Source organism: Metabacillus sp. YM-086, assembly GCF_048059995.1.
GTDB classification, from domain to species: domain Bacteria; phylum Bacillota; class Bacilli; order Bacillales; family Bacillaceae; genus Metabacillus; species Metabacillus litoralis_B.
This window is the reverse complement of record NZ_JBLUOI010000001.1, coordinates 1-24,843: the sequence shown is the minus strand read 5'-3', so window position 1 is coordinate 24,843 and position 24,843 is coordinate 1. Positions and strand designations below refer to the sequence as shown.

The window sequence follows — 24,843 nt, the reverse complement described above, 5'->3', positions numbered from 1 at the left end:
CTCGAATTGTTTCTCATACTATAGAGGGGGTATGAACCATGAAAAGAGCTTTAATTGCCATTGATTACACAGTTGACTTTATCGCTGATCATGGCGCATTAACATGTGGTCAACCTGGTCAAGACATTGAAACTAAGCTTGTCGATTTAACACAACAGTTTATTCATAACGATGAATTTGTTGTATTCGCAGTTGATTTGCATGAAAAAGATGATCAATTCCATCCAGAAACAAAATTATTTCCACCACATAATATTCGTCATACAGAAGGCAGAAACCTATATGGAAAACTACAAGAATTATACATAACAAATAAAGATAATCTAAATGTTTATTGGATGGACAAAACGCGTTACAGTGCTTTTGCCGGCACTGATCTTGAAATTAAACTTAAGGAACGTGGAATAACGGAGCTTCACTTAGTTGGTGTATGTACAGATATTTGTATATTACACACAGCAGTTGATGCTTATAATAAGGGATTTTCAATTGTTGTATATAAAGAAGCTGTTGCTAGCTTTAATCAACAAGGTCATGACTGGGCGTTACAGCATTTTTCTTCCTGTTTAAATGCAAAAGTTCTATAGAATTATACACAACCATGAACCTAATAATCGGATATGATAATCCCTCCTTTGCCGTATATACCGGCCTTTGTGAAAAATTGAACTTACACTGGAGGACAAAAAATGAACACATATAATGATGACGATAGTTTAGCATTACATACTGATCTTTATCAAATAAACATGGCTGAATCTTATTGGGAAGATTCCATTCATCAGCGAAAGGCTGTTTTTGAAGTATACTTTAGAAAACTGCCTTTTGGAAATGGATTTGGTATTTTTGCTGGTTTAGAAAGAATCATTCAGTACTTGGAGCAATTTTCATTTTCTCAAACTGATATTACTTATTTGCGTGATGAGTTAGGGTACAAGGATGACTTTTTAGATTATTTAAGTCAGCTTCGTTTCACTGGCAATGTTTATTCCGTTAAAGAAGGAGAAATGGTGTTTGGCAATGAACCAATCATTCGAGTTGAGGCTCCTTTAGCTGAGGCTCAATTGATTGAAACTGCCCTCTTAAACATCGTAAACTACCAGACTTTAATTGCTACAAAAGCAGCTCGGATCAAGCATGTTGCCGGTGATGACACGGTAATGGAGTTCGGTACACGTCGTGCTCATGAATTAGATGCCGCTATTTGGGGAACTAGAGCAGCATTTATCGGCGGTTTTAATGCCACTTCAAATGTAAGAGCTGGAAAGCTTTTTGGTATCCCTGTCTCAGGTACCCACGCACATGCGTTCGTTCAAGCTTATAAAGATGAATACATCGCCTTCCATAAATACGCCCGAAGACATAAAGAATGTGTTTTCTTGGTGGATACTTACGATACATTAAAGTCGGGAGTTCCGAATGCCATTAAAGTTGCAAAAGAACTAGGAGATCAAATTGAGTTCAAAGGGATCCGTCTTGATAGTGGTGATCTTGCTTACCTTTCAAAGGAAGCAAGAAAGATGCTTGACAAAGCTGGTTTCCATTCCACAAAAATTATTGCATCTAATGATTTAGATGAATCAACAATCATAAACCTTAAATCTCAAGGAGCAAAAATTGATGTTTGGGGAATTGGTACGAAGCTAATTACCGCCTTTGACCAACCTGCTCTAGGTGCAGTTTATAAACTAGCTTCAATTGAGGATGAAAACGGGCAAATGGTCGATACGATCAAAATAAGTGGCAACCCGGAAAAGGTATCAACTCCAGGTCTTAAAAAGGTGTATCGAATAATCAATACATTAAATCATAAATCTGAAGGAGACTATATTACACTCCAACATGAACAACCGGAAAATGAAGAAAAGCTAAAAATGTTCCACCCTATTCATACATTCGTAAGTAAATTTGTTACAAACTTTGAAGCAAAGGAGCTTCATCATAAGATCTTTGATAACGGAAAACTTGTGTATGAGACTCCATCCCTTAAAGAAATGCAAAACTATACAATAGAAAATTTAGAGTTACTTTGGGATGAATATAAGCGTGCTCTACATCCTGAGGAATATCCTGTTGATCTTAGTCAAGCATGTTGGGAAAATAAAATGCAAAATATTGAAGAAGTAAAACAAAAGGTATCTGAAATGATAATGAAAAACTAGGGATACCAAAGAAACAGGCATGGAGGTTTTACGTTATGAGCTTACAAAAGAAAATCATGAACGAGTTACATGTAAAAGAAACCATAAACCCAAAAGAAGAGATTAGTGCACGGATCACATTTTTAAAGGACTATTTAAAGATGACGGGAGCAAAAGGATTTGTTCTAGGAATAAGCGGTGGGCAGGACTCTTCCCTTTCTGGTCGTTTAGCACAGCTTGCTGTAGAAGAATTAAGAAATGAAGGGTATGATGCAAGCTTTACTGCAGTAAGACTTCCATATGGTATTCAAAAGGATGAAGAAGATGCACAATTAGCCCTTTCTTTTATACAACCTGACAAAAGTGTTGCTTTTGATATATCAAGCAGTGTCGATGCCTTTACTGATTCTTATAAAAAAACTATGGGTGAAGCCCTTTCTGATTTTAACAAAGGAAATGTAAAAGCTCGAACACGAATGATTACACAATATGCGATTGGCGGTCAAGACGGATTACTTGTAATCGGTACCGATCATGCTGCTGAAGCTGTAACAGGCTTTTTCACTAAGTATGGAGATGGTGGAGCTGATTTATTACCGTTAACAGGTTTAACGAAACGCCAAGGAAGAAGTTTATTACAAGAATTAAATGCACCTGAACGTCTTTATTTAAAAACTCCTACGGCTGATCTATTAGATCAAACACCACTTCAAGCTGATGAAACCGAACTCGGCATCAGTTATGATCAGTTGGACGATTATTTGGAAGGAATGCAGGTTGATCCTGAGGTAGCTGAAAAAATTGAAAAGCGCTATATGATTACACAACATAAACGTGAAGTTCCGGCTTCAATGTTTGATACATGGTGGAAAAAATAAAATAACCCCCCTGAGTTTCTATTCAGGGGGGTTATTGTTTCTCAACACATTCAAAAATTGTCACATTTTCGCAAAGATTGAAATAAAATGTGACTAACTTGAATTTTTTAATAGAATTCATCTCGTTAATTGATTAAACTATAGGTATTAATGTTTAATATTAAGGTGGACATTGAAAAATGAAACGCAGAAAAAACATACTACCCTTTTTGGGATTAAGAAATAGGACTTATACTTTTAATGACCGTGAAATAAACAAACCTTCAAAAATGGATATATTAAATACTTTCTTCAGCGACCCAAACATTACATTAACTGGAACAACGTTCAGGGAAGCTATTAAAGATATATTTGGGTTAAATTTAATCGAGATTTCTAATGACGGTGAAGGTGCTAAGCTTTCGGTCTATGCTGAAGAAATTATGACTGGAGTTACAAAAGCTTTAGATCAAAAAGCACGTTCTTATGAAACTGACCGACACATTATGACGTTAAAGAAGGCAGAAGTTATGGATCTTTATCTAAGTATGATTCCAAACTATTCGCCTGAGGATTTGGTTCGGACTGTAAACCTTGTATATGGAATCAATCTACCAGGTATTTCTTCACTTGAACATGCCCGTATATCTCTTTATACAAAAAGTCAATGGCTGATAAAAAACGATCATGATCTTGTAGTAATATACACTGGAAAAGGTGACATTGATGTGAAGGTCTACCCCACTTCACTTTTCACCTCAATTACTGGATTAACTGAATTTCCAGATGAACTTAAAAAAAACCTCATTTCTCTAGGATATCATCATAATCAAATAGAAAATGAATTCTATTATCGTAGCCCTAATGATGAGTCAGTTCCTAACCTTTTTAAGGAAAAAACAATTAAAACTATATGCACTTTTATTGATAAGCATTTTAATCATTAATAGTTACCCCTGCCATAATAGCAGGGTTTTTTTAATAATCAAAGAAGAATGAATTCACAATAATTAAGTTATGTAAACTAGTTAGAGGGGTTACAGCTATCTTTCTAATAAAACATAATAATAGAAGGTGTAAGAAAACCAAACAATAAAATTGACGTTTCGAATCCGAAAAAACAATAATGGTTATATGAAAAGGACAAAAAAGTCAGGAGAGATGAATATGACTGAATTAACTGCAAAAACATGTAAGGAATCTCTTGTCATTAAAACAAGCAGAGTTTTTCCTTTAGATACAAATAACCATAATACACTTTTTGGTGGAAAGTTAATGAGTTATATTGACGATGTGGCATCCATATCAGCAGCGATGCATTCACGTTGTGAAGTTGTTACTGCCTCTACAGACTCAGTTGACTTCCTAATCCCTATTCGTCAAAGTGACTCGGTCAGCTTAAAATCATATGTTTCCTCAGTTGGCCGCTCATCTATGGAAGTTTTTGTGAAAGTCATTGCTGAAGATCTTAAAACTGGTGAGCGACGACTTGCTGCCACTTCGTTTCTAACTTTTGTTGCACTTAATGAGAAAGGAAAGCCAGAACAAGTCCCACAGGTTATACCAGAATCAGATGAAGAAGTTATGCTATTTAATACAGCACAACAAAGAAGAAATGTTCGTAAAGAGCGACGAGAGCATAGTGAAGCTTTTGCAAACGTTGTGACATTGTAAATCTTGTACTGCATGTAGCATTATATCCATTACTCATCAAAAAAAGCATCCATCGGATGCTTTTTTTGAGAATAGTTTTTTGAGAATAGTTTGTTTGAGAATAAAATGAGAATAGTATGTGAATGATTGTCTTCTTTATTATAATAACATCTATTAAATAAAAATCAATACTTATTTATAATTAATATAATTTAATACTTATAATTGTCTTTTTTTAAAATCATGAAAAAAGCTATATCATGAAGACTTTATGAAACTAGTATTAGCAAATGGTTGGCTAATTTCCTTCATAAATATGATGAAGTAGAATGTTTTTTGATTCTTCTGAGATAGACTCTGATTTTTGTTTATCTTTATTAAAATTCACATAAACAGCTGTACCTTTTGCACAGATTCTCCCATTTTGATGTATTTCTTCATACAATTCTAAGCTACTATTTCCTATTTTTTTAATCCATGTATAGACCTCAACATTTTGACCAAAGTATATTTGGTGAACAAAGTCTACATTCATATTAAGAATAATCATTTTCCAATTTTCAAATGTGCTATCAGGAGTGAATAACTTGAATAATTGATTTCGCCCAGCTTCAAACCATATAGGAATGGTTGTGTTATTTATATGACCTACCCCATCTGTTTCAGAAACCCTTGGCTCTATAATTGTTTTGAACACTTAAAATCGACCTCCAACTAAGTGACTATTATCATAACTTTTAAACGAGTAAACCTTAAAAAATCAAAAACTATCAAAGATTACTCAGTAAGCTGACCGGTAAATTTCCTCTATTTCTTGTTTTGAGAACACCCTTGGATTATTTTTAAGAAGGCGATCAATTTTACTTGCGTCCTCTGCCATATCAATTATCGCTGATTCTGGTATTTGGAAGGAACGTAGCCCCTTTGGAATATTTACAGCACGACATAAATAATCCATTGCAAAAACAGCCTTATCCGCTGCTTCACGATCAGTTAAGTCCTGAACATTTTCACCAAATGCAACTGCAATTTCTCGAAAACGGTCCAAGCAACTTATTTTATTCCACTCCATAACATATGGTAGTAATAGCGCGTTACTTACTCCATGCGGAATATGGAAACGTCCTCCAAGTGGGTAAGCAAGGGCATGAACTGCTCCAACTCCTGCATTTCCAAATGCCATACCCGCCATAAGGCTAGCTGTTGCCATTTGTTCCCTTGCCTGTATATTAGCAGGATTTGCATAAGCTTTCGGTAGATTTGTTGAAATTAACTTGATCGCATGAATAGCTAGAGCATCAGTAATCGGTGAAGCGTTTACAGAAATATACGCCTCTATTGCGTGTACAAGTGCATCGATGCCACTTGCAGCTGTGACTGACTTTGGCATCGTAATCGTCATTTCCGGAGCAACAATTGCAACATCTGGTAAAATAAAATCACTGACAATTCCTTTCTTTAACTGCTCTTCTTTATCAGATAAAATAGATATATTTGTTACCTCAGATCCAGTTCCTGCTGTTGTAGGAATAGCAATAATCGGAAATCCCTTCTCCGGGATTAAATCGGTTCCGAATATGCTTTTTAGATGATCATCAATCTTTGCATAGGCCGAAACAGCTTTAGCGATATCTATTGCACTTCCACCACCTACGGCGATTACTCCGTCATGCTTTCCATCCAAAAACATTCGTTTACACTCTTCAACTATTGAAATTTCTGGTTCAGGTTGAACACCTGTGTATACATCATGAGGATGATTTTTTAAAATATCCTTTATTTGAGTGATTACCCCAACTGTTTCTAGCACCTTATCTGTAACAATTAATGGATTTTTCATTTGTAATCTTACAACCTCATCCATTAACTTTTCTATCGCACCATTTCCAGTAATTAATTTGTTTGCCATCCTAAAGATTGAAATGTTCATTCTTCTCTCCATCCCCTTCTTTAACCCAACGTTTTAAAATACCAACCATTCAAGTTCTAAATGTAGATTGATTGACAGTACCCCTTGTTTTTCATTCATGTGAATCTAACCTAAAATAACTCTTTCCTTTGGATAATGATAATTCGTTTCAATATCTCCCTTATTAATTAGAAAGATAAATGATAGAATACCAATTCGCCCGATAAACATGAGAAGTGTGATCACAATCTTCCCAACTGGACTTAGATCAGCTGTAATCCCCATTGATAAACCCGTTGTCCCAAATGCTGAACATACTTCAAAGAGTATTTCAATAAGAGAAAAAGATTCTGTCCTTATTAGGATGACCGTAGCTAAAAAACAGAGAAAAACAGCAATAATCGTAACAACTAACGATTTTGTTACATCATCCTCATGTAGCTCACGTTTAAAGATGCGAACATTTTTATATCCCCTTGCAAATGCAAATAAAAACAACAAATTAATCGCAAATGTTGTTGTTCTTACACCTCCTCCAACAGAGCTTGGTGATGCCCCTATAAACATTAAAACGCATAAGATAAGCAATGTAGGTTCCGAGAAATCACTAACATCCATCGTGGCCAAACCACCATTACGGGTTGAAGAAGATTGAAAGAATGCGTAAAAGAAAGATTCATGCCATGATTTATCTTGAAAAAAATGATTTACTTCAAGTGCTAAAATAGCTATTGTACCAAGTATCATGAGAGCAAAGAACGTAATTGTCGTTAATTTCGTATATAAAGTAAAGCGAAATCTCCTATTATTCTGTTTTCTATGTAATATAAAGTCCTTGCACTCAATTAACACCGGAAATCCAATTGCCCCTAGTGTTAAAAGGATAATGTTAATAGTTTGAACAAAATAATCATGAGCAAATGGAATAAGTGATTCTCCCGTTATATCAAATCCTGCATTAGTCGTAGCGCTTACTGATGCAAATAACCCTTGTAGATAAGCTTCTTGCCAAGTAGGGAAATATGAGAGGAAATAGGTTCCTAAAATAATAGTACCAATGGCCTCTATAATTAAAATAATAACCAATATCTGCCTCATCAGTTTCACTAAACCTGATAAATGTGACTGGTTTTGATCAGTCATAATTAATTGTCTTTCTTTAAGACCAATTTTTTTCCCTAAGACTAGCCAAACAAATGTACCTAATGTCATAATCCCTATTCCCCCAAATTGGAGGATAAATAAAAGAATAAAAATACCAGTAACACTAAATGTATCAGGTGTTGAAACAACTGTGAGTCCTGTTACGCTAACAGCACTTACTGCAGTAAAAACAACATCTAGAAAAGACCAACTAACATTCGGCTTAAGCGCAACTGGTAAACTTAATAAGCATATAGAAATAAAGACAGTCATAACATAAAATGAAACGATTAATTGTGATGGTTTTAAAGAATTTATTCTTTGTTTAATCAAAGTAAAACTCCCTTTAAATAATATCTTGTTTCTTTATTATAAAAGGTATAATTCAAAACTTCCATCTTCTCAAAAAAATAGTTAATTTTGTTTACTTTTATAGTTGTTAATATTTTAAAATTTCAAGCTCTAGTTTACATAATAATATTATTTTTATGTTTCAGCCCAACTTAAACGGGGTAGAATAATAAGACATATATTTTCCTAGAATTCCCTTAAGATTATTTTTAAAAAATTGCTCACAATCCATAAAATTTATTTTGAAAATATGTTATGCTTTCGATATTACTTTTTAGAAGGGAAATACGAAATATGCTTTTACAGGCTTTACTCATTTTTGTTTTACAACTTATTTATGTTCCTGTTCTAACGATCAGAACAATTTTACTCGTGAAAAATCAAACGAAATCAGCTGCAGGTGTTGGATTATTAGAAGGAATTATTTATATTGTTAGCTTAATCTTTGTTTTTCAAGACCTATCAAATATCTACAATATAGTGGCTTACGTTGTAGGATTTAGCGTTGGTTTGCTTCTTGGAGGAGCATTAGAACGAAAATTGGCAATCGGATATATTACGTATCAAGCTAATATATTGGATAAAAATATGGAATTAGTGAATGCATTAAGAACAGCGGGATTTGGTGTTACAGTCTTTGAAGGAGAAGGAATTAATACAGCTCGTTTCCGCCTAGACATTGTAGCAAAACGCTCGAGAGAAAAAGAATTACTTCATATCATCGATCAACATGAGCCTAAAGCATTTTTAATGTCGTATGAAATCCGTTCATTTAAAGGCGGTTTTCTTACAAAATCCATGAAAAAAAGAGCTGTTACATTCTTTAAAAAGAAGCATGCTCAAGAAGAAAAATAAATAATAACGATGGCAAGAGAGCGATGTTCATTAATCTTCTCTTGCTTTTTTATTTGAATAAAAAAACTCTACATACCATCTTCCAATTTTTAGATTATGGGCATATGTCTTTTGCATCTGCCGAAACCCAACATATCATGATAAAAGACAAAATTCTATTGTATTTATATAGGAAAGGAATGTAAAATTGGTGGATCTTAAGTTAAGAAGACTAGTAAGAACATTATTAAGGTATAACCCTAGAAATGTTATTAACAAAAAGTTGGGGCATCTATATAAATAGGGTGATCTCTCATCACCCTTCTCTCCAACTTATGAACGTACATTTTTTTACAAATGTACTTATCAATGCACCTAGTATCGAGCTTCTTACAACATCAAGTGGATAATGGGCGCCTACCCAGATACGTGAGATTGCAGTTAGAAATGACATAGCCAACATGATCTTCCCGATTCCTCGATCATACAGATAAACCATGGTGGAAACAGCAAATGATAATATACTATGTTTACTTAAATATGTTGTATCTAATTTTGAGGGAAGTAATACATTAGCATCGCGTGTGACAAAAGGTCTTGGCCTATATTTGATCTTATTCATTAACGCCTTAACACTGGTACTAATAACCAATGAAATGACAGTTTGATATGTTAGCTTCTTTCTTGATCGAGTCAAAATTAACATCATCAAAAGAACACTAGCAAACAAATATCTAAACTTTGTTGATGCAAACACCATGACCTGGTCGATTGTTTGGTTTTTACCTGCTAAAGAATTAATCAATCTAAAGAGCTGCTGATCCATTTTATTGTCTCCCTTATATTCCACCTAGAATGCCAAATTTGTAACTAAAATATAGTATCCTCTTTTAAATAAAGAGTATGTAAGGGCCCTTGATTTTTAATAATTATTGTTAATATAAAAGCCAATTTTATTGTACATAATAGGATTGACTAACTCTGAAGGGAGGTACATACTATGACAAATCGAAATGATAACCGTGAGCGTCAAAATAAATATCCTAACAATAAAAATGAGGATACTGAGTTTTCTAAGGATATTAATATTAGAAGTGAACAAACAAAAAAGGATCTTAAAAAATAAAAAGAGTGGCTGTCACCTCTTAGGCAAGGGACAGCCACTCTTTTTATCTTTGTCTATTTCTTCTTCCATCTTTAGAAGCAGATTTTGATCCTCTTTTATTCCGTTCTTTTGTTGGTTGATTGGAATCGGAGTTTCTTCGAGGATTCGTTTTTCCCCCTCTATTAAATGGACGACTTTCTTTTCTTATTTGTTCTTTTCTTTCTTTATCATAATCTTCTCGATCAGGGACACTAATCCCTCTAATAACCTGTTTTTCCATAGATTGATGAATACCTTTTTCGATCATTCGTAAAAAATCCATGTCTTTTGGTGCCACAAGTGTATAGGCAATACCTACTCCACCTGCCCTACCTGTTCGACCAATTCGGTGAATATAGCTTTCTACATCGTGAGGAATATCATAGTTAAAAACATGTGTCACACCTTCCACATCAAGGCCTCTTGCTGCAACATCAGTTGCGACAAGGAACTGAATTTTAGCCTCTCTAAACCGTTTCATCGCCTTTTCCCGCTTAGCTTGAGTTAGATCGCCGTGTAATTCATCGGATTCATAGCCATTAGCAATTAATGCTTCTTGAAGCTTTTTTGCTCGAATTTTTGTTCGGCAAAAAATAATCGCTAAAAAAGGTCGCTGCTCTTGCAACAGATGCAACAAGGTGGCTTGCTTTCTTCTGTCAGTTGTTTCAATCACAATTTGTTTTATCTTATCAACTGTCAGATTTTTTGCTTTAACTTGTATATTTTCCGGATTCATTAAATATTTTTTAGCTAATGCCCGAATTTCATCAGGCATTGTTGCAGAGAATAACATCGTTTGTCGAGTGGAAAGTGTTTCATAAATAATATCTTCTACTTCTGGCAAAAAGCCCATATGTAACATTTGATCTGCTTCATCTAAAACAAGCATTGTAACAGTTGATAAATCAATTGTTTTACGGCGAATATGATCAAGCAATCTTCCTGGTGTTGCTACAACAATATGTTGGGCCCCTCTAAGCTTTTTCAACTGGTGTTCAACATCTTGTCCACCATAAACGGCAAGAACATTTACACCTTCCAAATTTTCAATCATCTTTTTTATTTCTTTTGATATTTGTTGTGCCAATTCTCTTGTTGGAGTTAAAATAAGTGCTTGAACCTCAGATTGACTTACATCAATTTTTTCTAAAATGGGAAGAACAAATGCAAGTGTTTTCCCTGTACCGGTTTGAGCCTGTGCAATCACATCTCTTCCCTCTAATACTTTTGGAATTGTTTGTTCTTGAATAGGTGTTGGCTTCATTAGTCCTAAAGATTTTAATGTATCATTCACTTCTTTTCGAATACCTAATTTTAAAAATTCAGTCAACATGATCACGTCTCTTTTCTTTTCATCTTATCAAAAATAGCTTTCTAACTATATCATACTCATTATCTTTTTTCATTTGGTTTTGAATTATGTTATTTCCACTGAATTTTACACTTATTTTGAAATGATAAAGTGATAAACTTCTTTTCAATTATCTTCACCCTTTACAGTAGTCTTTTAAATTAGGGAGGAATGTGGAAAGTGACAAATAACAGCAATGAAAAAAATGATGGACTGATTAAAGGCATTTCAAAGGAAGCCGGAAAAAGCTTTCAAGAAAAAAAGTAATATGAATACTTAATCCACAATCCAAATCATACCTTTCAACTATCATTATGTTATAAAAAATTAGAGCCTTCCGTCAGAAAGGCCCTAATCTCCAGTTACTTCACTTTATTTTGTGATAAAGATTCTCTTAATAAAAACTTTTGAATTTTACCACTTGCATTCCGTGGTAATTCAGAAACAAACACATATCTTTTTGGTCGTTTATAGGGAGCAAGTTTATTTGAGCTTTTTAAAAATTGATCAAGTTGTTCAGCTGTTACAGTTTCATCCTTTTTCACTATAACTGCAATTACTCTTTCTCCCCATAACTCGTCAGGCTCTCCTAAAACGGCAACATCCAAAATTCCCTCATGTTCATATAAAGCGTCCTCTACTTCACGGGGATATACATTTTCTCCACCACTTATGATCATATCATCAACTCGGTCAGCGACAAATAAATAACCATCCTCATCTAAATACCCAAGGTCTCCGGAATGATACCATCCTTTATACATTGCTTTTTCTGTTGCTTCTTCTTTATTAAAATAACCTATCATCATACATGGACCTTTTACAATAATTTCACCAACCTCACCTACAGGAAGGATGTCATCTGGATCTGATGGGCCTTCTTCACTTGGTTTTACAATTCGTATTTCATGATTGAAACAAGCCCTACCAGCCGAGCCAGCTTTAGTTAATTGTTCATCTCTATCTAAGAACGCAATTGCTGGTCCCATCTCTGTCATGCCATATGCTTGAACAAGTTCAATTCCTAAACTTTGTTTACAAGCCTTTACTAAAGCTGGTGCCATCGGTGCTGCACCATATAATCCAACATCGAGTGACGATAAATTATATTGCCCAATATCTTCTTGAAGAAGCATATTCCACATAGTAGGAGCTGCAAACAGCATTGTTACCCCTTCTTCTTCAATTGTTTTTAAGACCATTTTTGGATCAAAATGATGGATAATTACGTTTGTTGCACCAGCATGTACACGGGGTAAAAAGCTGCAATGAAGCTCTGCACAATGAAACATCGGAGCTGTAACAAGACCCACATCTTTAGAGGTAATGGATAATGCATTTATACAAATTAAACTTTGTTCTATCATATCACGATGTCGATGCATAACACCTTTTGGGCGTCCTGTCGTTCCACTGGTATACATAATGGCATACGTATCATTTTCTTCTACAAAGATGTCTGGATGATTTGATGGAGAATTTTTTACGATGTTTTGAAAAGAAGAAGCATAACTAGGAACAGATTCATCAATATAAATAAAAGAAATAGAGGGAAATCGTTTGTGAATGTTCGTGATGGACTCTTCAAGAGCTTGTTCGAATAAAACAACCTTTGGAGCAGCATCTAAAAGGATGTATGAAACCTCCTCTGCTTTTAATCTAAAATTAATTGGATTAATAATGGCACCAATTTTTGCAGCAGCAAAATAAACTGTACCTAATTCATAACTGTTAAACAAATAAGTAGAAATTCGATCCCCTTTTCTTACACCCAAAGATAACAGAGCATTAGCAAGTTTATTTACTTCTTCATTCCACTGTCCAAATGTAAAACGAATATTTCGAGAGCAATCCACAATTGCTTCTTTGTTAGGATACTTTGAAACAGTTTGTTCAAAAAGCCTTCCAATTGTTAGATACATATACTACACCCCTCCGCTTCAATTAAGTAAACGCTTTCAAATAAACCTGTATATATGTATTTCTTTCTTTATTTAAATATTCCTTTTCTAATGTAAGATTTTATTAACGATTTTCTTTGTTAGTTGAAGTTTTCTCATAGTAATGACCAAGAATATGATCATTATTTCTGTATATATCCTATAAATGAAAAAAGTACTGTTAGAATAGAATTCTAAACAGTACCTTATTTATCTTGATTAACAATGTGTTCTTTAATAGGTAGATTTAGTTCCTTTATTCCATCAATTACTAAAGATGCCACAATATAAGCACCTCGTTCCTGAAAATGTGTGTTATCTTTTTTTCCCTCAGGGAAATGTGGGTTTTTATTTGGAGGGAGCCATAAAAAAAGTTCTTTCGTTTTGTTAGCTCCGAGTTTACTAAAAAGCTGATTACTTTTTGATGTTAGGTCAATTACTGGCACATTTTCTTCTTCAGCTAATTGCTTCATTGCTTTTGGGTAATCACCATGTGTATGAACGATATGTCCATCTGGTGAAAATTTCCTACGCTCAACCGGAGTTATTAGTACTGGGAAAGCCCCTTTTGACCTTGCAGCTAAAATATATTTTTTTAAGTATTTCTTATAGGTTGTAAATGGTTCAGTGTATCTGCTTGGATCATTTACTTTTTCATCATTATGTCCGAATTGAATAAAGAGATAGTCACCTTGTTGTAAATGGTTAACTATTTTTGTTAATCTTCCCTCATTGTAAAAACTCTTAGAGCTTCTTTTAGATACTGCTTCGTTATGAATCATAACCCTCTCATTAAACATTTCATCTAAAACCTGACCCCACCCCATTCTAGGTGCCAAAGTCTTTTTATAAGTTGAAACGGTTGAATCCCCAGCAAGATAAATATGAACCTTTTCTTCTTCATGAAAGTTCATAATAGCAAAAGTTTCATGCCCCTTAATAATAGATAAGGCTATAAAAAATAGGCTAAATCCTACTATTGGTATTGTTAAGTAAAATCGAATGATGATCACCCCTTCTGTGGGTCCTTTATTATTAATTTACCTAAAATCATTCTAAATATGAAGTTAAGATCAACCTTTAATAAATTTTCATAAGTACATGGATTGAGATATATCAAAAAAGAATTCAGTCACATGAGATTATACCCAAAAGGTAGGATATTTTCTGTTAGGTTGCAAGTTATTAAAGATATATGCGAGTAATGACAGCAAAATCGCCCCAGATAATACAGGTAAAAATAAGAATTCCCAAGTACTTCCCGCTAGGATCACCACAATTGGATCCGCACCAGCTGGTGGATGAGTCGTTTTTGTAAGAATCATCATCATAATAGCAAGACCTACACCCAAAGCTAACGTCCAAGCATGATTACCAAAACAATTCAAAACAATCAGACCAACTAAGGTTGAAATAAAATGACCACCTATAATATTTCTAGGTTGCGATAGTGGAGAATCCCATACATGAAAAGCCAAAACACAACTTGCTCCAAATGGTGCCATTAATAAAGCCACATCATTCCAACTTATTAATGACAAAGCAAATATTGTGAAAAAACCACCAAAACCTCCTACTAATATAGCTTGTAAACTAACCTTTAATGGTGAACTTCTTTTCTTCTTTAGTTGTAATTCATTATTACTTTGACTTGTATTTCCAACTGATCTTTGCATTTTACATCACTCCTTCATAAGTTAAAAAACATAATAACATATGTTAATATGTTTATTATAATGTTGAGTACCATATTTTTCAATATAATGATCTTGTATTTTTTTCTTTTCTTATTTAGTATGAATGGTAACGGAGGTTACGTTCATGCGCCAATTTGATAAATTACCCTTAATCATTTCTGAAGATATTCCTATACCATTAAACCTTTTTTTAAAAGAACAAATAAAATATTTAATTGTAAAAGGCATTTTACAACCAGGTGACTATCTGCCAAATGTACATCAGCTTGGTGATCAATTAGGGATTAATCGTAATACAGTTAACTCAGCGTACACTTTATTAAAAGATGAGCAAATCTTGTTAATGGGTAAGGGAAAAAGAACTCAGATTTCCAGCCATAACTCAGTCCAATCGTTAAAGGAAACAGCTGTTCATCGATCGATTGAACAAGTTGTTAAGGATAGCGTTGAGCAGGGTTATACACTGGAACAATTCTTATCCGTTACATATATGTACAGCCAATATTTTATAAAAGAAACAAAAGTACGTGTTTTATTTATCGAGTGTAACGAACATGATTATCAGTTTTACTTTAATCAATTAGTTAACTATCTACCAAATGCTGAAGTTGATTTAGCATTTATTCATAATGATGATCTTAATCATAAACTTCGTGATTGTTCAATCATTATTACCACCCTCAATCACTCTGAAGAATTAAGAAGAATTGTTCCTCCCCAAACATATGTTTATACTATTGGAGCTACTTTGGAACCAACAAAACTAGTTTCCCTTTCAAAGATTAAGCCAGAAAGTAAAGTAAGCTTTATGTGTTTTGGGGAAAAGGGTAGTAAATGGATGAGTCAAAAAGTGAATGAGGCTGGCATCAATCAGTTTCATATATCTCATGCTCATTTGAATATGCCAGAGCATGAATTAGAGTTCATTTATCAACATTCAGATTTTGTTTTTATTTCAGAAGGGGCCCTGTCTTTTATTAAACAGAAACCAAACCATATGATATCTCTTCCATTAACATTAGAAGAAACAAGTATTCATATTTTAAAAGGAATTAATCAATCTTTATAATAACAAAAAGGCTAACTCTCAAAAATCGAGTTAGCCCTTTTTGTATCACATTTTAAACTTTCTAATTAACGATTCTAGCTTTTCAGCTTGTTCTTCAATTCCATCTGCTTGAGAAGAAACATGATCCATCGAAGTTGTTGTTTCGAGTGCAGAAGCTGATGTTTGTTCAATTCCGGCAGCAGCTTCCTCTGAAATAGAAGCAATATGTTCAATGGCATGATTGATCTCACTACTGCTCTCTTTTATTTCGTTTAGATTTAGAGTAATGGCTTGAATTTTGTTCACCATATCGCTAACAGACACATTGATTTGTTCAAATTTATTGCCCGTTTCTTTAATTTGATTTGTTCCTTCCACTACCTGTTCATAACCAGTCATAAGGGATGTAACAACATTACTAGACTCGGTTTGAATGTTATTTGTAATAGCAGTAATACCAGAAATGGACTGCGATACTTGCTCTGATAATTTTCGAACTTCATCAGCTACAACTGCAAACCCTTTCCCGCTCTCCCCTGCTCTTGCTGCTTCAATCGCAGCGTTTAATGCCAATAAGTTAGTCTGATTAGCAATCTCTTGAATAACGTTTATCAAATTGGAAATCTCATTTGTTTGTCTATCTAATCCCTCAACTTTTTGGACAGATTCGTTAACAATTTTATTAATCATGTTCATTTGATCTATAGATTCGATCATTAGCTCATAACCTTTATTGGTTAGACTTTTCACATGTACTGAAGATTCTTTAATAAGATCTCCATCAATATTGGCCTCAGAGATACGTTGTGAAAGAGCTTCTATTTGTTGAGATAAGCTTGTAGTCGATGTTGCTTGGGACTCTGACCCACTTGACAGCTCTTGCATTGTTAAAGCAACTTGCTGACTAGACAAATTAACCTCATCACACGAATTTTTCATTATAGTTGACTGCTTTTGAACATTAGAAGATACCTCTGATATGTTTTCAATCATTGATCTAAGTTTTAATTGAGTATCAAGAACGGAATTAATTAGATTACCAAACTCATCATTACGCTCTTTTCCAGTATATTCATTTTTGAGATTTCCTTTTGAAATCTCATCCATAATATTATTTACCTGTTGTAATGGTCTCGAGAAACCTCTGCTAATCAACAAAGCAACAATAATGACCATTAGAGCTGCTCCGGCCCCAATAAGAAATAGATAGATAAGAATTTGATTTTGAACTTTATTTAATATAGCTACATCCTGCCTCAAATTTATTATTCCAATTACTTCAGTTTTCGTTGGATCATATAAAGGCATGTATAAATCAACGGATTGTTTATTTTCTTTTGATATTTCTCTTCCAGTAGTAACTTGCTTTATAACTGATTCGTCCTGGAACGTTGTCCCTATAGCATTTTTATCTGATCCTACTAAAATCTCGCCTTCTACATTCATTATATTTAATTGTACACCTTTAACAGATTGGGTAATTGATTCAATAACTTGACTATCAAGTCCCGTTTGTAATGTACCAATAATTTGATTGTTATAAGTAATTGGCACGAATGCACGGACGGCTAACCCACTACTTCCAAATTCAAAGCCTGTAGAAGCAGTACCTTTTAATCCTTCTTGAATAGCCGTTTTATCGCTTTTATCATCGCCAAACTTTTCAGGATTATGACCTCTATAAAAAACGGTACCATCTACACTTCCGAATTCAAATACGTCTACTAAATGCTCCTTCTGTAATCTTTCATAGATAGGACCAGCAATCTTTGCTAAATTCTCCCGGTCTCCTGAATAATAAGCTTCAATTAATTCTCGGTTATTTGCATAAAGTGCTGTTAAGTTTAATAATTCTTCTGAGACGTCTTTTAACTGATTGGATATAGATTCCTTCGTTGAAGCTTGATTGTTGGTCATAATAGTTGAAAAAGCTTGATTTGTCATAAAATAAAGTAACGTACTCATTATTATTAATGGAATAATTGAAACCATGATTAGTGTAACGGAAAGCTTTGATTTTATTGTTTTTAAGGTCAACTTACTTTTCATAAAAACACTCCTCTGCTATTTACAAAGATGTTATTTGATTTTTAAATTTTTTATATGTATGTATACAATTCCCTTCTGTTATATCGTCAGGTTTTAAAAGATCTTAATACCAATCTGATTTAAATAATTAAAAAACTACATGTAAATCTGGTTGACATTTCCTGAAATTTTCTTTATTATATTATTGTAAACGCTTTCAATTTTTGAGGTGATATGTATGTGTGAAGCAACAAAAGATACTTTTATAACTAAAGCGGAAATTATTTCTGCTCTTTTGGATCAAAATGTTTTTAAAATGCCTGATGGAAGACAGTTTTATGAGGCAACTGAAAAAGAATTAGAGCTTATTCTCTATTCCAGATCCGCTAAGGATCATTACTGTTAATAATATATGATTTATACATTTAAAAGACCTTAGCCGAAAAAGGTCTTTTGTTTTTGAATACAGTTTCCTTTTAATACAAATGATAAAATAAAAATTAGGCTTAACAATGGCAAATGCCGAGTTACATTCCTTTATAATTTTGTCTATTCAGGAGAAAGGAGCTCTAAGCATATGAATGAAGATAAGGAAAGCTCTTGCATTGAGGAAGGCGATTATGTAAATCATATGTTAATCGAACAAATTACTCGTATTTGCGTGCTAGAAGAGGAAGAACGAATAAAAGATGAAATGGCGAAAAATCATGATAAACAATAATTTTTTTCTTCCTAACCGATAAGAAAAACACGTTCATCTTATTTGATGAACGTGTATAAGGCATTTATTCTTCTCTTACTAACAATTTTTCATCTTCTAACAGCTGTGATATGACTGTTGTTAAGCTATAATCTCCAGATGCATCATGTCCCATCTCCCATATCATCATGCCTCCAAATTCTTGATCTATAGCAAGCATGGTTTTTTTCTCTATAGTGGGAATGCCGTTATAATGATATGTTGTTCCATTTACTTGTGCTGCATCGTGATGAGCAAATTTAGGATTGTTGGCAATAATTGCCCCGAAGGACATTTGTTTAATTGATGGATCTTCAGGCTGAGCATAATAAGGAACACCCAGCACCAGTTTTTCACGTGGTAATTTATTACTGTCAAAAAGTGCTCCCCAATATTTCACAATGTTTTCTATAAATGAATAAGGAGCTAAATTCGCTGCATTGTACTCCCCATCCCATTGGCCATCGTAAGCCATAATATTCACATAATCTACATAGGTAAACATTTCAGGATGAAATACAACTGATTGAATTTCTGTACCTGCTACACTGTGAATTTTTGAGTAGACAGCAATTGTGAGCTGTTTCTTTTTTTGATGCAATTTATTGCTCAATTGCTTCGTAAATTCTAACAGTTGGTCGGCATCTTCTTGTGAACGTGGATGCTCAAAATCGATGTCTATTCCATCTAATTGCTCCCTATCCACTATAGCTAGTAGTTCATTTATTAATTTAGTTCTAGAAGTTTCCGAAGAAATGGCCGTTTTAAAATAATCATACGATTCGCCGCCCTCAATATGGTACCAACCACCAACGGCCAGCAAAACTTTTGTATCATGATTATGTGCGCGCTTTACTAACTTTTTTAAATTTGTTGGCTCCGTTCCTCCGTTTAATAAAATACTTCCATCTTTGGTTGGATGGGCAAAGGAATAGACAACGTGCGTTAGTGAAGAAAAGTCGATTGTTTCTGGATCTCTAAAATCTTGAACATAGCCTATTAACACTTTTGGCTTGGATTCCTTCACATCCGGAATTTTTTTCAGAGGCGGTTGTTTTATAGATTTAGATAAAATCTCAGTTTGTTTAGACTGATCGTTAGTTTGGTTTTGTCGTTCTATATTCGAGAAGAGAACGCCTGAAAAAAATCCTCCTGCAAACAAGATAACAGCTACTATCATTAAAAGATATTGCTTTTTCAAGGTACTCACTCCTTTTGTGGCAAACTCTTTTAAAATAGTAACAAATAACTCTTTGAAGTAGCGATGGTAATTAAAGTAAGGCTTATTCAAAAGGTTAAAATTGTTTTTTCTTAGCTAATGGTTCGACAACAAGATCCATTATAATTTTGAGCAAATTCCACCCCCATCTCTGAGTCATAGGCAGATGTTTTTGATAAAAATATGTATATTCAATCTGTTGAATGGAACCGCGCTTTCTTTTAAATTCTCCCGCCCCAGCACTACGATGCCCGATATAATGATTGTTCATAATTTCTTTCGTAATAAGGAATGAAAGAACCCTGTATAACCCAGCATTTTTCTCCAACTTTATGCTATAGCCTAAAATCGGGGTCGTCAGCACCTTTCCTTGGATGAAAAATCCTATAGCACCTACTATTTGATCACCTTTACAAACCACTTTAAAGGTTAATAACTTACTTTTATACGCATGACGAATGAACTCTGATGTAAACTGAGGGTTATTAGTGGAATACTTTTGTATATATAATTCTAAATACAAACGCAAAATAAGATCACAATCTTCTATACTTACATCTCTAATTTTATACTGATGCTTTTTGATCAGTTTTTCGTCTTGATAGAGGTTTTTTAGTTGTTGCTTAGTGAGCTTTTGTTCAGGATTAAATAGATAGATAGACCGTGACATTATTCTTTTATATCCAACTGTATCAAACGATTTCATCATATTTTCATGCAAATTCTTTGTAATCGATCGAAACAAGATCGTGTGCTTAGGAAACTCCCTAGCTAAAAAATCTGTGATTCTCTGCACTTGATTAAAAGACAAAGTTGATTCAAATAGATTTGTTGATAAAAGCCAATTATTAACAATAACAACTTTGTTCATGTTACTCTTTCGAAGAAGCTGTCCCATCATCCCGATTACAGGACGAAGAAGCTCTTCAAGCGCCTTGTTCTTTAGCTCCCATAACTCTTCTTTTGCATAGCTAATATAATGAGTATAAGGCGAAGCAACATATGAATCCTTATACTGTTGGTCAGTTACAGAAACCGGCAAAAGAAGATCACCTACTTCTAACAAATAAATCTTCGAATGAACATTTTCAATGAAATAGGGAATCTCATATTTTATTAAAGGCTCAAAGTAAGTCTTTAAAAACTGTCCGTTTCGCTTAGAAAACCAATCAATTGTATGAAAATTATCAGCATTATATAAATGAATCATTACTTTTACCCTTCATCATATTTTCAATTCGTTTTAACTTTCGGTCTGACGTAACTATGTCATAAGGTGTGAAGTGAAACTGTGGAATTAATAATTGTTCATGTTTCCACAATTTTTGTAACTCAGCTAAAACAAGTTCTTTAACTACTTCTTCATCACTTTCTACCTTCAACTTAATCTCTATTAAGTTGAACTCCCGCTGCATAACCTTATATTCTAAAATCTGATCTGATGCAATCATGATAGATTTTCTAATGAAATCTGGGAATAAACATATTTCTTCATTTGTTAATAATTTTTTCCCATAAAAAAGATCATCGCAACGCCCATCTATCCGTTCTAATGCTAAAAAATGTGACCCACAGGGGCATGCTGTCTTTTTCTCTATTAATATATCATTTAAACGATATCGAATAATCGGTTGCGTTTTCCTAGTAAAGTCTGAAATAATCGGTACAAATATTCCCTTTTCTTTGTTAAGATACTCTTTTTGAACCGCGATTATATCCTCATTCATATGAAGAACTCCAAATGAACAGGTAGCAGCTAAAAATCCTTCTGTCGCTTGATATACTTGATGCAGAGTTTGTTGGAAAATGTGTTCTATATATGTTCTATCAAGATCTTCTAGTACTTCTGCTACCGATATAATCTTTTCTGGAGAAATACTAATAATCTGTTTATGCTTCCATGTAGCAATCATTCTTAACATCGAAGGGGGCGCAATGATAATTGAAGGTTTAAGCTGATTTAATCGTTCTATATGTTTAGGAAATGAATCTAACAGATCAAAATAATGAAAGCTAATTTTTCCGCTTTCTGTCGATTCATAAAGATTACTATTTGCCCTTAGAAAAAAGGCAACCCTATGCTCTCTGAAAATACTGCTTGGTAACATCTTCGCAAGAACCGTTCCAGCCCACATTGCCTCTTCTCTATTGCTTACTAGAAATAAGCCTCGATTTCCGCTTGTTCCAGAAGAAAGACCTATTGAAACATTTCCTATTCTAGGGGAAAAATCCCTCGTTTCTTCCGCATCAAAAGCTAACTGAAAAGCTTTTTCTTTCTTAATTCCGACGGTATTTAACTCATTAAAAGAGTCCATCATATCAGATTTCGTAATGATAGGAAGGGATGTCCAGTCATGATGGTACCTTTCATCTTGATAGAGTTTTTTATAAAAGGTAGAATGCTTTAAAACATTTTTTATATGTTTTTTCATTTTTTTGTCGTGAAAAGCAAGCAATTTTTCCCGAGAAGTAAACCTCCTACCATACTTTGTAAGAAAATACTGTTTGAGTAATAACAATTTATTCATAAATGATACCCTCTTTTGCGATCTCCCACGTTTTTTGGCAGTGAGTTGGTAATATTTCAATATGTTGATTTTGCTTAGATAATAGATGTAACTTTTTAAGATTCTGTTTATAAGCGTCAATATCTTCAATTAATAAATGGGCTATACGATGAGGGAAAATCATATTTTCAAAAGCGGTACTTTGCCAAACAGCATCAGCACAAAGAAAGATTTTTTTACCACTACTCAAGTTCACGAAGATTCCTAGCTGACCTATAGCATGACCTGTTAAGTCTACAGCAATTATAGAATCGTCTCCAAACACATCAAAACCTCCCGTGAAAGGATGATAACTTTCCCCTAAAGGTAGTAAAGGTTTTTCATCAATAAAAGAAACTCTTTCTTGAAAATCTTTAGGAAGTAAATCAAGCAAGCAGCCTTTAGTTAAGGCTCTCAGCTTGCTAAGTTTTTTGATGTGGTTATAAGCTTTTTTAAAAGTTACTATTTTTGCGTTCGGGAAATCCTTTAATCCTCCAACATGATCTCCGTGAAAATGAGAAAGAATGATGATTTTAATGTCATTATGATTTATGTCTTGTTTCTTTAATTGATTTTTAATCGATCGTTCTTCTGAGAAGAAAACAGGTGTTAAATTTGCGTAAATAGAATAAGGGAATACCTTAGTAGCTTCTAGAAAATAAGAAGCATAACCTGTATCAAAAAGAATATAGCCAATAGTTGGATGTTTTAACAAAGCTACTGTAGCTGGAAATTTTATTGTTTTTAATGTTTTTTGAGGGTTCACAATTTTTTCTGGATGTGTACAATACCCACAAGCAAAAATTTTCATCATGTTAATGGACATGTGACTTCCACCAATCTACAAATTCCTTCGTCCCATCTTCAACAGAAACAGCTGGCTTATATCCTAATTCACTCTTTGCCTTTTCAATTGATAGTGTTTGAGATTGAGAAAGGACACTAACTGTATATCTTGTGAGCAAGGGCTCTTTTCCAAAAAGAAGAAGTTTCGATACATACTCCAAAGATGTTGCTAGATGAAAAGCTTTTTTAAATGAAATCTGTTTATAAGTAAACGACCTGCCTAGTCGTTTCATTACTGTATCAATCATAGAATATAACTGAACTCTTTCACCATTTGTAATATTATATTTTTGTCCCAACGTTTCAGATCTAGAGTTCATACATAAAAGGATTGCATCTACAGCATTATCTATATAAGTCATATCAATAACAACATCACCAGACCCGACTTTAGGGAACATTCCCTTTTCACAAACCTTGATAAGTCTTGGAAAAATAGCCTGATCACCAGGACCAAATAGTGCTCGGGGCCTTATCGTAATGGTTGATAAACCATCTATAAAAGCTTGGTCTACTTCTTTTTCTGCAAGAAATTTAGTCTTTGCGTAATGGTTAACGAATTTTTCCGGTAAACTATCATCTTCTTTCACATCTTGACGCTCGTCATAGTGAAAATATAAACTTGGTGTTGAAACATGAACCAAGCGACTCACATTCCACTTTTTACAGCCATCAATTACATTTTTTGTACCAATAACGTTCGCTTGATAAAAGTCATTATACTTGCCCCATGGAGATGAAAGCGCTCCACAATGAATAACAAAATGTTGATTTTCACACAACATTATGATACCATCACGATTTTCCAAATGACATGCTTTAAATTGAATCCCAGAATTAGAAAGAGAGTCCCCTACTAGTTGGTTTCGTCCTGTCCCTGTGACATTGTATCCAATCGAAGCAAGATGAAGCGCTACTTTTCTTCCTAAAAAACCAGTAGCTCCAGTTACTAATACATTCAAATCGTTTCACCATCCCAACTTATGTCTATGGTGGATTGTTCCATAAGAGAAACTTTATTTCTTCTGCTTTCCTTCCACATCTTATATAAACTAATTAGTTGATAAAAGTAAGGCCCAAGGTCATTGCTTGTAAACGTAATGTCCTTATATGAAAAAAATACTTCTAACAATCTCCTAAGTTGACGTAGACTTTTTACTTGTTTCCATCCATATAAAAAAACGGCCAACTTTATCGCTTCTTTTTTATCCTTCCTAGGATAAAGAATTGATTTTGCATCTGTGAATAGATAAGCCAATTTCTTATCAAATAAATGGAGACCACTTGTCGCTCTAGGGTTACATTCTATCGGAAAGGCGACTCCATTTTCATGTATGATAAAGTCAAAAGATATCTGTCCTGAGAAATTCAGTTTTTCAACCACAACCTGTGCAAAC

The 24,843-nt window shown here is 33.9% G+C and carries 24 protein-coding genes and 1 pseudogene; 10 read left to right on the top strand and 15 right to left on the bottom strand.

Features of this window, described 5'->3' with window-relative positions; all coding sequences use genetic code 11:
- The first annotated feature begins 38 nt into the window (after positions 1 to 38).
- The 5 genes from ACEWK1_RS00125 (at position 39) to ACEWK1_RS00105 (ending at position 4,672) form a co-directional block, all read left to right on the top strand.
- Positions 39 to 587, top strand: a complete 549-nt coding sequence (locus tag ACEWK1_RS00125) for a cysteine hydrolase family protein (protein ID WP_212134695.1) — start codon at positions 39 to 41, stop codon at positions 585 to 587.
- 102 nt (positions 588 to 689) lie between these two features.
- Positions 690 to 2,162: a nicotinate phosphoribosyltransferase gene (locus ACEWK1_RS00120; RefSeq protein ID WP_212134694.1), complete on the top strand. Its 1,473-nt coding sequence runs from the start codon at positions 690 to 692 to the stop codon at positions 2,160 to 2,162.
- 35 nt (positions 2,163 to 2,197) lie between these two features.
- On the top strand, positions 2,198 to 3,019 hold the full coding sequence (gene nadE, locus ACEWK1_RS00115) for an ammonia-dependent NAD(+) synthetase (protein WP_212134693.1): 822 nt from the start codon (positions 2,198 to 2,200) through the stop codon (positions 3,017 to 3,019).
- A gap of 179 nt (positions 3,020 to 3,198) precedes the next feature.
- Positions 3,199 to 3,945 (top strand): hypothetical protein, encoded by a 747-nt coding sequence (locus ACEWK1_RS00110; protein ID WP_212134692.1) that lies wholly within the window; start codon positions 3,199 to 3,201, stop codon positions 3,943 to 3,945.
- A gap of 220 nt (positions 3,946 to 4,165) precedes the next feature.
- Positions 4,166 to 4,672, top strand: a complete 507-nt coding sequence (locus ACEWK1_RS00105; protein WP_212134691.1) for an acyl-CoA thioesterase — start codon at positions 4,166 to 4,168, stop codon at positions 4,670 to 4,672.
- Positions 4,673 to 4,949: 277 nt separating this feature from the next.
- Here the strand turns inward: ACEWK1_RS00105 and ACEWK1_RS00100 are convergent, their stop codons facing one another.
- The 3 genes from ACEWK1_RS00100 to ACEWK1_RS00090 form a co-directional block, all read right to left on the bottom strand.
- The gene (locus tag ACEWK1_RS00100) at positions 4,950 to 5,348 is read right to left on the bottom strand and encodes an acyl-CoA thioesterase (RefSeq protein ID WP_212134689.1); all 399 of its coding nucleotides are present in this window, start codon (positions 5,346 to 5,348) and stop codon (positions 4,950 to 4,952) included.
- Between the two features lie 84 nt (positions 5,349 to 5,432).
- Positions 5,433 to 6,581, bottom strand: coding sequence for an iron-containing alcohol dehydrogenase (locus ACEWK1_RS00095; protein WP_212134687.1), 1,149 nt, complete (start codon positions 6,579 to 6,581; stop codon positions 5,433 to 5,435).
- A 105-nt stretch (positions 6,582 to 6,686) separates the two neighbouring features.
- On the bottom strand, positions 6,687 to 7,976 hold the full coding sequence (locus ACEWK1_RS00090) for a TrkH family potassium uptake protein (RefSeq protein ID WP_212135147.1): 1,290 nt from the start codon (positions 7,974 to 7,976) through the stop codon (positions 6,687 to 6,689).
- 372 nt (positions 7,977 to 8,348) lie between these two features.
- On the opposite strand from ACEWK1_RS00090, the gene ACEWK1_RS00085 reads away from it, so the two are divergent.
- Entirely contained in the window at positions 8,349 to 8,909 is a 561-nt protein-coding gene (locus tag ACEWK1_RS00085) for a DUF2179 domain-containing protein (protein ID WP_121661537.1), read from the top strand.
- A gap of 295 nt (positions 8,910 to 9,204) precedes the next feature.
- Here the strand turns inward: ACEWK1_RS00085 and ACEWK1_RS00080 are convergent, their stop codons facing one another.
- Positions 9,205 to 9,714, bottom strand: a complete 510-nt coding sequence (locus ACEWK1_RS00080; protein ID WP_212134684.1) for a phosphatase PAP2 family protein — start codon at positions 9,712 to 9,714, stop codon at positions 9,205 to 9,207.
- Between the two features lie 174 nt (positions 9,715 to 9,888).
- Here ACEWK1_RS00080 and ACEWK1_RS00075 point away from each other — a divergent pair, with 174 nt between their 5' ends.
- Positions 9,889 to 10,014: a hypothetical protein gene (locus ACEWK1_RS00075; protein ID WP_257535978.1), complete on the top strand. Its 126-nt coding sequence runs from the start codon at positions 9,889 to 9,891 to the stop codon at positions 10,012 to 10,014.
- A 43-nt stretch (positions 10,015 to 10,057) separates the two neighbouring features.
- Here ACEWK1_RS00075 and ACEWK1_RS00070 read toward each other — a convergent pair whose 3' ends face one another.
- The 4 genes from ACEWK1_RS00070 to ACEWK1_RS00055 all read right to left on the bottom strand — a co-directional run bounded on the left by ACEWK1_RS00070 (position 10,058) and on the right by ACEWK1_RS00055 (position 14,999).
- Positions 10,058 to 11,362 carry a DEAD/DEAH box helicase gene (locus ACEWK1_RS00070; protein WP_212135145.1) on the bottom strand — a complete coding sequence of 435 codons (1,305 nt, stop codon included), beginning with the start codon at positions 11,360 to 11,362 and terminating at the stop codon, positions 10,058 to 10,060.
- A gap of 383 nt (positions 11,363 to 11,745) precedes the next feature.
- A complete protein-coding gene (locus ACEWK1_RS00065) occupies positions 11,746 to 13,305 on the bottom strand; it encodes a fatty acid--CoA ligase (protein WP_212134682.1) in 1,560 nt (519 codons plus the stop codon).
- Positions 13,306 to 13,529: 224 nt separating this feature from the next.
- Positions 13,530 to 14,336 (bottom strand): rhamnogalacturonan acetylesterase, encoded by an 807-nt coding sequence (locus ACEWK1_RS00060; protein WP_232273481.1) that lies wholly within the window; start codon positions 14,334 to 14,336, stop codon positions 13,530 to 13,532.
- Between the two features lie 129 nt (positions 14,337 to 14,465).
- Positions 14,466 to 14,999 carry an HPP family protein gene (locus tag ACEWK1_RS00055; RefSeq protein WP_212134680.1) on the bottom strand — a complete coding sequence of 178 codons (534 nt, stop codon included), beginning with the start codon at positions 14,997 to 14,999 and terminating at the stop codon, positions 14,466 to 14,468.
- Positions 15,000 to 15,144: 145 nt separating this feature from the next.
- Between ACEWK1_RS00055 and ACEWK1_RS00050 the strand changes: the two genes are divergently transcribed.
- Complete coding sequence (locus ACEWK1_RS00050) at positions 15,145 to 16,089, top strand: GntR family transcriptional regulator (protein WP_212134678.1); 945 nt, start codon at positions 15,145 to 15,147, stop codon at positions 16,087 to 16,089.
- Between the two features lie 45 nt (positions 16,090 to 16,134).
- Here ACEWK1_RS00050 and ACEWK1_RS00045 read toward each other — a convergent pair whose 3' ends face one another.
- Complete coding sequence (locus tag ACEWK1_RS00045; protein ID WP_212134676.1) at positions 16,135 to 18,117, bottom strand: methyl-accepting chemotaxis protein; 1,983 nt, start codon at positions 18,115 to 18,117, stop codon at positions 16,135 to 16,137.
- A gap of 217 nt (positions 18,118 to 18,334) precedes the next feature.
- Here ACEWK1_RS00045 and ACEWK1_RS00040 point away from each other — a divergent pair, with 217 nt between their 5' ends.
- Both ACEWK1_RS00040 and ACEWK1_RS00035 read left to right on the top strand, forming a co-directional pair.
- A complete protein-coding gene (locus tag ACEWK1_RS00040) occupies positions 18,335 to 18,502 on the top strand; it encodes a Fur-regulated basic protein FbpA (RefSeq protein ID WP_121661531.1) in 168 nt (55 codons plus the stop codon).
- Positions 18,503 to 18,673: 171 nt separating this feature from the next.
- Positions 18,674 to 18,817 (top strand): hypothetical protein, encoded by a 144-nt coding sequence (locus ACEWK1_RS00035; protein ID WP_162987297.1) that lies wholly within the window; start codon positions 18,674 to 18,676, stop codon positions 18,815 to 18,817.
- Between the two features lie 64 nt (positions 18,818 to 18,881).
- Here ACEWK1_RS00035 and ACEWK1_RS00030 read toward each other — a convergent pair whose 3' ends face one another.
- From ACEWK1_RS00030 to ACEWK1_RS00005, 6 genes and pseudogenes are all read right to left on the bottom strand, one after another.
- On the bottom strand, positions 18,882 to 20,036 hold the full coding sequence (locus tag ACEWK1_RS00030; protein ID WP_212134675.1) for a glycosyl hydrolase family 18 protein: 1,155 nt from the start codon (positions 20,034 to 20,036) through the stop codon (positions 18,882 to 18,884).
- Between the two features lie 94 nt (positions 20,037 to 20,130).
- Entirely contained in the window at positions 20,131 to 21,264 is a 1,134-nt protein-coding gene (locus ACEWK1_RS00025; protein ID WP_212134673.1) for a hypothetical protein, read from the bottom strand.
- The gene (locus ACEWK1_RS00020; RefSeq protein ID WP_212134671.1) at positions 21,248 to 22,582 is read right to left on the bottom strand and encodes a F390 synthetase-related protein; all 1,335 of its coding nucleotides are present in this window, start codon (positions 22,580 to 22,582) and stop codon (positions 21,248 to 21,250) included. Before ACEWK1_RS00020 ends, ACEWK1_RS00025 begins: the two co-directional genes overlap by 17 nt.
- On the bottom strand, positions 22,575 to 23,426 hold the full coding sequence (locus ACEWK1_RS00015; RefSeq protein WP_212134669.1) for an MBL fold metallo-hydrolase: 852 nt from the start codon (positions 23,424 to 23,426) through the stop codon (positions 22,575 to 22,577). The genes ACEWK1_RS00020 and ACEWK1_RS00015 overlap by 8 nt, the downstream gene beginning before the upstream one ends.
- Entirely contained in the window at positions 23,416 to 24,408 is a 993-nt protein-coding gene (locus ACEWK1_RS00010; protein WP_212134667.1) for an NAD-dependent epimerase/dehydratase family protein, read from the bottom strand. Before ACEWK1_RS00010 ends, ACEWK1_RS00015 begins: the two co-directional genes overlap by 11 nt.
- Positions 24,405 to 24,843 (bottom strand): annotated as a pseudogene (locus ACEWK1_RS00005) (hypothetical protein); the annotation flags it as partial. The gene ACEWK1_RS00010 and the pseudogene ACEWK1_RS00005, both read right to left, overlap by 4 nt.